Origin of the sequence: Saxibacter everestensis, from assembly GCF_025787225.1 — a bacterium.
Classification (GTDB): Bacteria; Actinomycetota; Actinomycetes; order Actinomycetales; family Brevibacteriaceae; genus Saxibacter; species Saxibacter everestensis.
This window is the reverse complement of sequence record NZ_CP090958.1, coordinates 2,114,859-2,126,525: the sequence shown is the minus strand read 5'-3', so window position 1 is coordinate 2,126,525 and position 11,667 is coordinate 2,114,859. Positions and strand designations below refer to the sequence as shown.

At 63.6% G+C, this 11,667-nt stretch carries 9 protein-coding genes; 6 read left to right on the top strand and 3 right to left on the bottom strand.

The genetic code is table 11. The annotated features are described in order from the left end of the window. The first annotated feature begins 26 nt into the window (after positions 1–26). Together LWF01_RS10180 and rsrA are read left to right on the top strand one after the other, a co-directional pair. Positions 27–770, top strand: a complete 744-nt coding sequence (locus LWF01_RS10180) for a sigma-70 family RNA polymerase sigma factor (RefSeq protein WP_349637289.1) — start codon at positions 27–29, stop codon at positions 768–770. Then, entirely contained in the window at positions 767–1,069 is a 303-nt protein-coding gene (gene rsrA / locus LWF01_RS10175; RefSeq protein WP_349637288.1) for a mycothiol system anti-sigma-R factor, read from the top strand. Before LWF01_RS10180 ends, rsrA begins: the two co-directional genes overlap by 4 nt. A gap of 125 nt (positions 1,070–1,194) precedes the next feature. On the opposite strand, the gene LWF01_RS19265 is transcribed toward rsrA, so the two are convergent. The 3 genes from LWF01_RS19265 to LWF01_RS10165 all read right to left on the bottom strand — a co-directional run bounded on the left by LWF01_RS19265 (position 1,195) and on the right by LWF01_RS10165 (position 5,769). Next, entirely contained in the window at positions 1,195–1,269 is a 75-nt protein-coding gene (locus tag LWF01_RS19265) for a 50S ribosomal protein bL37 (RefSeq protein WP_432762020.1), read from the bottom strand. Positions 1,270–1,350: 81 nt separating this feature from the next. After that, on the bottom strand, positions 1,351–1,968 hold the full coding sequence (locus LWF01_RS10170; protein WP_349637287.1) for a GDSL-type esterase/lipase family protein: 618 nt from the start codon (positions 1,966–1,968) through the stop codon (positions 1,351–1,353). A gap of 6 nt (positions 1,969–1,974) precedes the next feature. Then, positions 1,975–5,769 (bottom strand): multifunctional oxoglutarate decarboxylase/oxoglutarate dehydrogenase thiamine pyrophosphate-binding subunit/dihydrolipoyllysine-residue succinyltransferase subunit, encoded by a 3,795-nt coding sequence (locus LWF01_RS10165; protein WP_432761947.1) that lies wholly within the window; start codon positions 5,767–5,769, stop codon positions 1,975–1,977. 104 nt (positions 5,770–5,873) lie between these two features. Here LWF01_RS10165 and guaB1 point away from each other — a divergent pair, with 104 nt between their 5' ends. The 4 genes from guaB1 (at position 5,874) to LWF01_RS10145 (ending at position 11,496) form a co-directional block, all read left to right on the top strand. Then, on the top strand, positions 5,874–7,385 hold the full coding sequence (gene guaB1 / locus LWF01_RS10160) for a GMP reductase (RefSeq protein ID WP_349637286.1): 1,512 nt from the start codon (positions 5,874–5,876) through the stop codon (positions 7,383–7,385). 216 nt (positions 7,386–7,601) lie between these two features. Next, entirely contained in the window at positions 7,602–9,068 is a 1,467-nt protein-coding gene (locus tag LWF01_RS10155; protein WP_432761946.1) for a hemolysin family protein, read from the top strand. Continuing rightward, positions 9,065–10,123 carry a hemolysin family protein gene (locus tag LWF01_RS10150; protein ID WP_432761945.1) on the top strand — a complete coding sequence of 353 codons (1,059 nt, stop codon included), beginning with the start codon at positions 9,065–9,067 and terminating at the stop codon, positions 10,121–10,123. The genes LWF01_RS10155 and LWF01_RS10150 overlap by 4 nt, the downstream gene beginning before the upstream one ends. A gap of 161 nt (positions 10,124–10,284) precedes the next feature. Beyond that, positions 10,285–11,496: a L,D-transpeptidase gene (locus tag LWF01_RS10145; protein ID WP_349637284.1), complete on the top strand. Its 1,212-nt coding sequence runs from the start codon at positions 10,285–10,287 to the stop codon at positions 11,494–11,496. Positions 11,497–11,667 lie beyond the last annotated feature (171 nt).

Below are 11,667 nucleotides of genomic sequence, written 5' to 3'. Positions count from 1 at the left end.
CGCGCGCTCCGGGTTAGTTGAATCCAATGGAATGCACGCCCGACGTGCAAGGCGAAACGTGCGAAAGAGGGGTCAATCGCTTGACCGTAACAGCAGCTGAACCGACTGCGCGCGCAAAGAGGTATAAAGGCTCCGAGGGACGGGTAGCATTGCCCGTGATGACTGACGACTTAACCCGGGCGACCGAGGGTGAAACTGATAGTGAGCGCTCGGCTCGTTTTGAGCGGGATGCACTCGAATACCTCAATCCGCTGTATGCCGCCGCGCTTCGGATGACACGCAACCCTGCCGACGCGGAGGACTTGGTTCAGGAGGCGTTCGCAAAGGCATATGCGGCGTTTCACCAGTATCGACCAGGCACCAACCTCAAGGCCTGGCTGTATCGAATCCTGACGAACACGTACATCAACACGTACCGGAAGAAGCAGCGCCAACCGCTGGAATCGCATAGCGAGGACATCGAGGACTGGCAGATTGCCCGAGCCGATTCCCACACTTCGGCAGGCGGAAGATCGGCCGAGGTCGAGGCGCTGGACCACCTTCCCGATTCGGACGTGAAAGAGGCGTTGAACTCCCTGCCGGAAGACTTCCGGATGGCTGTCTACTACGCCGACGTCGAGGGTTTTTCGTACAAGGAAATTTCCGACATCATGGACACGCCCATCGGCACCGTCATGTCCCGATTGCATCGCGGACGTCGGCAGCTGCGCGAAATGCTTGTGGACTACGCGCGGGAGCGTGGAATGACAAACGCAGGTGAGGAAAAGTGAGCACGGAAGAACGTTTATCGGAAGAGGCGCCACCAGCGTCCAAGGGATGTTGCGAGGAGAGCCGGCGGCAGAATCTGCGCAGGCTCTACGATTACCTTGATGGTGAGCTTGGCCAGGCGGAGATCGCCGAAATCAAGGCGCACCTGCAGGAGTGCTCGCCATGCGAGTCGGAGCTGAGCATCGAGTCGATGCTCAAGGATCTGGTCAGGCGCTCGTGCAGCGAAAGCGCCCCCGCCAGCCTTCGGGAACGGATCCGGGAGCGCATTGTGATCGAAACCTCGGATACCGGTCGACTCTAAGCATTCAAGCACCCGGAATCGCTGGATGCTTCTGCTTCTGCGTCGGAACAGCAGTGCCGGAAACAGTACGGTAGTGCCGGAAACAGTAATGCCCGGGTCGCTTGATGCGACCCGGGCATTGCTCTTTAAGTGTTTGGCTTCTTGCCGTGGTTTGCGGCGCCGCCCTTACGGGCGCGGCGCTTGCGTGCTCGCTTACTCATATATTTCTCCTTTGTTTTCCCTGTCGTATCGTGCCATAGCCGGGTGCTCCTGCGCGAGCCGCCCGCCGGTCTCCGCCGGTGCTACGCCGGCGAGGGCAGGCCGAGCCAGCTGTACCAGCCGCGGTTCAGCACCAGCCAGGCCAGCAGACCGTAGCCGGCCTGCGCGGGCAACCCGATATCGCTCGCGCCGACATCCGTGCGCCACTGCTCGTGGTTCAGCAGCGGGGTGAACGTGTCCACGTAGTTGACGCCGCGCCTGCTTGCCACATCGGCGAAGCCGGCGGACAGTTCCTGGATCCGCCGATTCGCCTCGTCGTGAACCGTCGGAGTGGGGCCAACAACGAAGGTGGAGACCTCTTTGGACAGCGCCTCGTCCAGCAGATTCGCCAGGTTGAGCCGAGACCGGGCGAGTGAAAGACCCTCGCCGAGATCAGCGCAGCCCAGCCCGATGATCAGCCGGTTGTCAGCGCTCGTGGCATAGCGCCGCGAGGCCTCGCCGTACCAGCGGGACGACAGCGCCGCGGTGCCCTCGCTCGGCACGCCGAGTCCGAACATCCGTAGGTTGTGCCCCTCGCTCAGTGTGCGAGCGGCGACGCGACCTACCCAGCCCTGGCCGCGGGCATCGCCGAGCCCGGCGACAAGTTCGTCGCCGACGGCCACTACGTTAAGAATTCCTGTTGAACGTCCTGTGCTGCTCATCGAGGTTTAACGCTCGAAAGCAGTTTTGATCAAGGCGGCCTGCTCCATGTCGTGGACCTTCTTCAGTCCGGTCGCCGGTGAGGCCGAAGCACGCCGCGACACCACGCGCAGACTGCGCCCGCCAAGGTACTTCGGCAGGCCGAGCGCGATCGATGGCCACGGCCCCTGGTTCTCCGGCTCGTCCTGCACCCAGACCAGTTCCGCGTCCCCGTAAACGTCGAGCGCCTTGGCGATCGATTCCCCGCACAACGGATACAGCTGCTCGAACCTGACCAGCGCCGTCCTGGTATCGCCAGCCTTCTCACGGGCCTCCAACAGCTGCCAGTAGAGCTTTCCGGAGACCAGGAGGACCCGATCGACGTTCTGAGGCTCAACGCTGGTGTCCGGGATGACGGGCTGGAATCCACCGGTCGTGAAGTCCTCCACCGGCGAGGACGCCGCCTTCAGGCGCAGCATCCACTTCGGCGTGAAGACGATCAGCGGGCGGCGCGGCCGGGAGTATGCCTGCCGGCGCAGCAGATGGAAGTGCGATGCCGGCGTCGACGGCTGGGCGACTGTCATGTTGTTCTCGGCGCACAGTTGCAGGTAACGCTCGATCCGGGCCGATGAATGATCCGGGCCCTGGCCCTCGTACCCGTGCGGGAGCAGCAGGACAACCGACGAGTTCTGTTGCCACTTCTGCTCCGCAGAGGAAATGAACTCGTCGATGATCGACTGGGCGCCCGGACCGAAATCACCGAACTGGGCCTCCCACAGTACGAGCGCGTCGGGACGTTCCACCGAGTATCCGTATTCGAAGCCCATGGCGGCGTACTCCGACAGCGACGAGTCGTAGACCCAGAACCGGGCCTGGTCGTCGGAGAGGTTCGATAGCGGCGTCCACTCGTTGCCGTTCCCGTGATCGATCAGCACCGAGTGGCGCTGCACGAACGTGCCACGACGTGAGTCCTGGCCGGTTAGCCGGACCGGAACGCCTTCGACCAAAAGCGAGCCGAAAGCAAGCAACTCGCCGTATCCCCAGTCGATCGAACCCTGACGCGACATCAGGTCGCGCTTTTCCAGCAGTGACTTCAGCTTCTTGTGCACCGTGAAGCCCTCCGGAGGGCTGACATGTGCCTTGCCGATGCGCTCGATAACCGAACTGTCGACGGCAGTTTCCACTGACTGTGGCTGGTCGTCTTCGCCGCGCTGGGCCTCGGGGCGTTCCAGTCCGGATACCGGAGCATCGTCATCGCTGACGATCGGCACCGAAGATGTCTGAGCATCGTGTGTTTCGGCGAATGCTGCCTCAAGCCTGGCCTGGTAGTCCTTGAGCGCCTCTTCGGCCTCGGCCTCGCTGATATCGCCTCGGCCGATCAACGCACGGGTGTACAGCTTGCGGACACTGCGCTTGGCGTCGATCAGCTCGTACATCATCGGTTGGGTCATCGATGGGTCGTCGCCCTCGTTATGGCCGCGCCGACGGTAGCAGACCAGATCGATGACAACGTCCTTGGCGAATTCCTGGCGGTACTCGAAGGCGAGCCGCGCGGCACGGACGACAGCCTCCGGGTCGTCGCCGTTCACGTGGATGATCGGCGCATTGATGATCTTCGCGGCATCTGTGGAGTAGAACGAGGAGCGCGAGGAGCTCGGGCTGGTGGTGAAACCTACCTGGTTGTTGATCACGACATGGATCGTGCCACCGGTCCGGTAGCCGCGAAGCTCTGAGAGGTTCAACGTCTCGGTGACGACACCCTGGCCGGCGAATGCGGCATCGCCGTGCACCAGCACTGGCAGCACAGGGAAGGCCGCGCCACCCAGGTCGATACGGTCCTGCTTGGCCCGGGCAATGCCTTCGAGCACAGGATCGACGGTCTCAAGGTGCGATGGGTTGGCCGCAACGTAAACCTTCATCGAGTTGCCGGCCGCAGAGGTGTAGGAACCCTCGGTGCCCAGGTGGTACTTCACATCGCCGGAACCCTGGACGCTGCGCGGATCCTGGGTGCCTTCGAATTCGCGGAAGATCTGGCCGTATGACTTGCCGGCGATATTGGCAAGCACATTCAGCCGGCCGCGGTGCGCCATTCCGATGGTGACCTCGGGGAGGCCTGCGTCCGCGGCGTTGGCCAACACCTGGTCGAGCAGCGCGATCGTGGATTCGCCGCCTTCCAGGCTGAAACGCTTCTGGCCGACGTACTTGGTCTGCAGGAACGTCTCAAACGCCTCCGCGGCGTTGAGCCGGCCGAGAATATGCATCTGCTCGTCGCGGCTGGGCTTGTCGAACGGCTTCTCGACCCGGTTCTGGAACCACTTGCGTTGCACCGGATCTGAGATATGCATGTACTCGATGCCGGTGGTCCGGCAGTACGAATCGCGCAGCACGCCGAGGATCTTGCGCAGCGACATCTGAGGCTGATTTGCGAATCCACCGGTGGGGAATTCCCGGTCGAGGTCCCAGAGGGTGAGCCCGTGCGTCTGCACGTCGAGGTCGGGATGGCGCCGCTGCCGGTACTCCAGTGGATCGGTGTCCGCCATCAGGTGCCCGCGGGTGCGGTAGGAGTCGATGAGTTCCTGGACCCGCGCGGTCTTGTTGATCTCATCTTCGGGGTCGACGTGAATGTCGTTGACCCAGCGCACTGGTTCGTACGGCAGCCGGAGCGAGCGGAAGATCTCGTCGTAGAAGCCGTCGCCGCCGAGCAGGAACTCGTGCACGAGGCGCAGGAACTCACCCGAACCGGCACCCTGGATCACCCGGTGGTCGTAGGTCGAGGTAAGTGTGAGCACCTTGGAGATGCCGAGCCGGGTGACGGTTTCGAGGCTGGCGCCCTGGAACTCGGCGGGGTAGTCGAGTGCGCCGACGCCGACGATGCAGCCTTGCTTCTTGGTGAGGCGCGGCACCGAGTGCACGGTGCCGATGCCGCCGGGGTTGGTCAGCGACACAGTGGTGCCGGCGAAGTCGCCCGCGGTCAGCTGTCCGTTACGCGCCTTCTTGACCAGGTCCTCGTAGGCTCCCCAGAACTGGGCGAAATCCAGTTCCTCGGCCTTCTTCACATTGGGGACCAGGAGGGCGCGGGTGCCGTCCTTCTTCGGGATGTCGATCGCGAGACCGAAATTCACGTGTGCCGGTGCCACCATGCTGGGCTTGCCATCGATGATGTCGTAGTACACGTTCTGCGAAGGGAACTTGCTCAGCGCCCTGATCACGGCGAACCCGATCAGGTGGGTGAATGAGACCTTGCCGCCCTGTGAACGACGCAGATGGCTATTGATCACGATCCGGTTGTCGATCAGCAGCTTTGCGGGCACAGCGCGAACGCTGGTGGCTGTTGGAACCTCAAGGCTGGAGTCCATGTTGCTCGCCAGCAACTTGGCCGGCCCGCGAAGCGGAGTGATCTTGTCCGGTGCCTCGTCGGCAGCTTCTGCCTTGGCCGGCTTGGCCGCTGCGGGCTTGGCGTCGGTCCTCGCGGCCGGCTTGGCCTCTGCGGGCTTGGCTTCGGTCTCTGCCTTCGGCTTCTCCTCAGCCTTCGGCGCGGCCGGCTTGGTCTCAGGCTTGACTTCGGTCTTCGCGGCCGGCTTGGCCTCAGGCTTGGCTTCGGCCTTCGCCGCGGTCTCGGCAGTCACGGGCTTCGCCGTGGAACCGCTGCTCCGATCCGGCGTCCCGTTCGTGGCTGATTCCTCGGGAGTGTAGTCCTCGAAGAACTCCCACCAGGCCTCGTCAACCGAGTTTTTGTCTTCTTTGAACCGCTCGTACATTTCGTCTACGAGCCACTCATTGGCACCGAAGTCACCCATGCCGGGGTGGACCGTTTGATCGGACACGGCGAAAATCGCCCTCTTCCATCGTCGCAAGCTTGTTATGGACTCATGGTCAAGACTAGTGCCTTGCCCGATGCGCGGGCGACAGGGGCGCTAAGTTTGTCTTTATGCGATTCATCACTGCCACGCCGGCAACAGATCTGACCTATTCCGACGTATTTTTGATCCCTTCCAGCTCGGATGTGACCTCCCGATTCGACGTTGATCTCGCCAGCACGGACGGCACGGGGACCACCATCCCCCTAGTGGTGTCAAACATGACGGCAGTCTCCGGTCGACGGATGGCCGAGACCATGGCCCGTCGCGGCGGGCTTTCGGTGCTTCCGCAGGACGTGCCGCTGGATGTCGTGGCCGAGGTGATCAGCTGGGTGAAGGCACGGCACGCAGTCTTCGAGACTCCGGTGCGCCTACGTCCGGGCGACACCGTGCTGGACGCGCTGCACCTGATGCCCAAGCGAGCGCACAACGGCGTTGTCGTGGTCGATGACGACCGCCGGGTTGTCGGCGTCGTCACCAGGTCGGACTGTGCCGGTGTCGATCAGTTCACCTCGCTGTCCGAAGTGATGACCGCATCGCCGGTGACCATTGACGCAGCACTGTTCGACGGCGTCTCGGCGCCAGGCAGCGCCGGGGCCGACGACCAGAACCGCGCCGGGGGAGCGGATGATGTGACCGCCGCCCTGCGTCAGGCGTTCAACACCCTGGACTCTGCCAGGGTTCCCTTCGCTCCGGTCGTCCGCGATGGCGTTCTCGAGGGCGTGCTGAGTCGTGCTGGAGCGCTCCGTTCCACGATTTACCAGCCGGCGCTCGATGCCGCTGGCTCGCTGCGGATCGCGGCTGCGGTGGGCATCAACGGTGATGTGCAGGCGAAGGCGACCGCCCTGGTCGAGGCCGGCGCCGACGCTCTCGTTGTGGACACCGCACACGGGCACCAGGCGAAGATGCTCGATGCCCTGGCGGCGGTGCGTTCGCTCGACATCGACGTGCCGGTTGTCGCCGGCAACGTGGTCAGCGCCGATGGCGTGCGCGATCTGGTCGCTGCTGGCGCCGACGTAGTCAAGGTCGGCGTCGGCCCTGGAGCGATGTGCACGACAAGAATGATGACGGCTGTCGGCCGGCCGCAGTTCTCGGCGGTGCTGGAGTGCTCGGCCGCCGCCAGGGAGCTGGGCGCACACGTCTGGGCCGACGGTGGCGTTCGGTATCCGCGCGACGTCGCGCTTGCCCTGGCGGCAGGCGCCTCGCAGGTGATGATCGGCTCGTGGTTCGCCGGAACGTACGAAAGCCCGGGCGACTTGAAGCTCGATTCAGACGGTCGCGCCTACAAGGAGAGCTTCGGCATGGCGTCAGCCCGAGCGGTAGCCGCGCGCACCCGCACCGAGAGTGCTTTTGACCGGGCTCGAAAAGGATTGTTCGAGGAGGGAATCTCGTCCTCGCGGATGATGCTCGACCCGGCCCGGCCCGGCGTGGAGGACCTGGTCGACCAGATCATTTCCGGCGTCCGCAGCTCATGCACCTACGCCGGCGCGCGTTCTTTGAAGGAGTTCGCTCAGAAGGCGCTCGTCGGCGTTCAGTCGGCCGCTGGATACGAGGAAGGTCGCCCGCTGCCGTCGGGTTGGTAGGTCCGATGCCGGCGGGTTGGCCGGGGGGCGGCTGGTTGCTAGAGTTACTGACATGACCAGTTCAAGTCCCGGCCGGCATTGTGCCGGCCGCCCTTGTCCATCTCCCGCCTCCAGCCGGCGGGAATCTTCCTTTCCTAGTCGCGTTTCCGCGACTTCGCGCCGCTGCGCATCCGATTCTGATCCGGAATCCTTGACCGCGCCGAGCGGCGCCCGCTAATGGAATGGTTACTTTTAGGCCTGGCCCTACTCCTGACGGTGGGCACAGGCCTGTTCGTGGCAGCGGAGTTTGCCCTGATCACCCTCGACCGGCATACAGTCGAGGAGTCCGTCGAGCGGTCTGAACGCGGGTCAAAGCAACTACTCAAGGGCGTACGGTCGCTTTCAACACAGCTGTCCGCCGCGCAGGTGGGAATCACCCTCACCACCCTGTTGACCGGCTACCTGATGGAGCCGTCGCTCGCTAAGTTGCTGGCTGGTCCGCTCGCTGCCCTTAACGTCCCCGAGGCGGCCATTGCGCCGGTCGGCGTGTCCATCGCGATGTTCGCGGCGACGCTGTTCTCGATGCTGATCGGTGAACTGGTACCCAAGAACCTCGCTATTTCACTGCCATTGGCCACCGGCCGCTTCGTCGCGCCATTCCAGCTGGGCTTCAGTTTCGTCTTCGGGCCGATGATCGCCTTGCTCAACGGCACCGCCAACCGGGCGCTGCGTGCCATGGGGCTGGAACCGCAGGAAGAGAACTCCTCCGGCCGGGCGCCGGAGGAACTTGTCGCTCTCGTGCGGCGCTCGGCCGAGGCGGGCACCCTGGATGTGCAGACCGCGGTGTTGCTGACCAGGTCGCTGGCGTTTTCGCAGCGCACGGCAGCGGATGTGATGACGCCTCGCACCCGGATCACCACCGTCAACAAGGACACCACCGCGGCAGAGATCGTGGTCATCGCCCGGCGCACCGGTTATTCGCGTTTTCCGGTAATCGGTGAGTCTCGCGACGACATCGTCGGCGTCGTGCACGTCAAGCAGGCGGTTTCCGTTCCGCACGAGAACCGGCACGACGCCTACGCCGGTGGCCTGATGAGCGAGGCAGTGCAATTGCCGGAGACAGTTAGGCTCGATCCGCTGCTGCTCGAACTGCGCGGTCGCGGCCTGCAGATGGCGGTCGTCATCGACGAGTTCGGCGGCACGGCAGGTGTAGTCACCCTGGAGGACGTTGTCGAGGAACTCGTCGGAGAGGTCGCGGACGAACATGACCGCGCCAGGTCGACTGTGCGCCGAACCCGGGATGGTTCGTGGATACTGCCCGGTCTGACCCGGCCGGACGAGGCGAACTCACGGCTTGACTCGCATATCCCGGATGACAGCTCCTACGAAACGGTCGGTGGATTCCTGATGGCCCACCTCGGCCGTGTGCCTGCGGTCGGTGACGTGGCCCAGCTGGACCACGGGCACCTGGTCGTAGAAAGGATGCACGGGCGTCGAGTCGACCGGGTCCGCTACGTGCCCGCCAGGAATGCCAGCGCCTCGGACAACACTGTTAACCGGAACGCGCAACCCGGCCACGATCGCGCGCAACCTGGCCACGACCGCGGGCAACCTGGCCACGACCATACGGGTGCGGCAGTGGCCGAAATCAGGGCAGCCGTCGTGCATGCTGATCCGCCGATCGAGGGGAGGGTGCACAAGTGAGCGATTTCATGGGCATTGTCTGGCTGGTGATCCTGCTCGCGGCGAACGCGTTTTTCGTCGCTGCTGAGTTCGCCGTTGTCGCCGCACGCCGCAGCCAGATCGAACCCCAGGCGAAGGCGGGGTCGCGCGCCGCGAAGACCACATTGTGGGCTATGGAGCACGTCTCGCTGATGCTCGCGGTGTGCCAACTCGGGATCACCGTGTGCTCGTTGCTGATCCTCAATGTCTCGGAGCCGGCAATCCACCACCTGTTCCAGGGCCCGCTGGCACTGCTCGGCATCCCGGAAGCGGCCGTTGACGTTATCGCATTCGCGCTGGCACTCGTCATTGTCACCTATCTGCACGTTGTGGTCGGTGAAATGATCCCGAAGAACATTTCGCTCGCAGTCTCGGATCGGGCGGCGTTGCTGCTCGCACCGCCGCTCGTCATGATCGGCAGGGTCTTCAGGTTCGTCATCGTTCCACTCAACGCCGCGGCAAATGGCCTGCTGAAGCTGTTCAGGGTGGACACGAAGGATGAAGTGAACTCGACCTTCACCGTCGAGGAAGTCCAGTCGATCGTCAGCGAGTCGATGAAAGAGGGAAAGCTCACCGACGAGATGGGTCTGCTGTCCGGCGCCCTGGAATTCTCCGAGTACTCCGCCGGCGACGTCATGGTCACCAAGGACAAGCTGGTCACCATCGCCGTGGGGTGCACGCCGGAAGAGGTCGAGCGCCTGGTCGGGCAGACCGGGTTCAGCCGGTTCCTGCTTGAGGACGATGACGGGGACCTGGTCGGCTATCTGCACCTGAAGGATGTGCTGTACGCCGACGACGAGGCGTACACCCACCGTGAACCGGTGCCGGAAAAACGCTTCAGGGCCCTGGTCAATGTCGCACTCACCGATGAGGTGGAAGACGCTCTGGCGACAATGCAACGCAGCGGCTCACATGTCGCCCGGGTTCTGGACGCCGAGGGCACGACGCACGGCGTGGTCTTCCTGGAAGACGTGCTCGAGGAACTCGTGGGCGAGGTGCACGACGCAATGCAGCGGGAGCGCGCTCGGCTCACCTAGGGCTCTACCGGCGAAATGCCGGTCGGCGAGTTGCCGGTCTGTGAATTGCCGGTCGGTGAGGATCACGAACTTCTGGCAGGAACTCGCCTGGAGGACGTTCGCGGTCTTGCACAGAGGTTGGATGCATCCCAACCCGCGTCGCGGTGGCATAATCGGATACCGTGACCAAAGCCACTCGTCAGACAGTCAGCGCGATGCTGCTCGTTGTCGCCGTGCTGCTCGGCACCGGATGCGACAGCGGCCAAGAGCCCTCCGGCGCGGCCCTCCAAAGCGAAACCACGACCAGTGTTGCGCCGGAAAAGATCCGGGTGCTGGACGGCAGTTCAGACGGCGCCCTGGCCTACGGCGAACCGCTCACCCTGGACGTCGAGTCGGGCCGGCTGAAGTCCGTCGCGGTGACCGATGGCGACGGGGACAAGGTCCCCGGCCGGCTCAGCGACGATGGGAAAGCGTGGACATCCGATAACAAGCTGCCGCCGGCTGCTGATTGGACCTGGACGGCCTACGGTCCCGCGGGCGGCGAGGCCAGTGGCAAGGTCGAAACACCCAGGGCGGAGAAGACCCGCCGAGCCACGGTCAACCTGAGCGATGACGCAACCTACGGCGTGGCCGTGCCCATCACAGTCTCTTTCGCCGGCGAAGTTGCGGAAAAGGCACGTCCTGATGTCGAGAAGTTGTTAAAGGTCACGGTGAAGGACGAGGATGCCGACGACAGCGAGTTCAAGGAAATCGAAGGCTCCTGGGCGTGGCTTCCTGAGCAATCGGGCAAGTCACAGCTGCATTTCCGGCCGAAGGACTACTGGCCCTCATTTCATGATGTGCACGTCGATCTCCCGCTGAGCCAAGCGGACCAGGGCGGCGGAGTGTACGGCGTCAAGGACATCACGCTGGACTTCCAGATCGGCCGGGAGCAAATCGTCAAGGCCGACGCCAAAAGCCACAAGATAGTGGTGATTCGCGATGGCGAGACCGTGGCAACGTTACCGGCGTCCTATGGCTCGGACAGTGAAACCGACCGTAACACCCGCTCCGGAACCCACGTGGTAACCGAGAAGTGGGAAAAGAAGCGGATGACCTCCGAGCGGTACAACTACTCGCTGATGGAGCGCTGGGCGGTTCGGATCAACAACAATGGCGAGTTCATTCATGCCAATCCGAACACGACGGGGTCCCAGGGCAGCGCAAATGTCTCGCACGGTTGTATTAACCTGTCCACGGCGAACGCGAAGAAGTACTTCAAGATGGCGATGTACGGTGATCCGGTCGAGGTGAGCGGAACCAAGGTCAGACTCGCTGACGAGCGCACGGACATCTATGACTGGGCGCTGAGTTGGAAGAAATGGAAAAAGCTGTCAGCATTGACCGACGACTGAATCGGCCGAGACCGGCGGCCAGTCCGCCTGAGTACGAGAGTCGTGTTCCGCAGACCAGTCGGACCTGCGTAGCGGCGGCCGGAATTACTCAGCGGTCGGACGCCCGAAGTACCGTGAGGTGCTGCGGCGTGGCACGGCTGGGCTAGTCGCCCGAGAGCGTATAGTGACTTG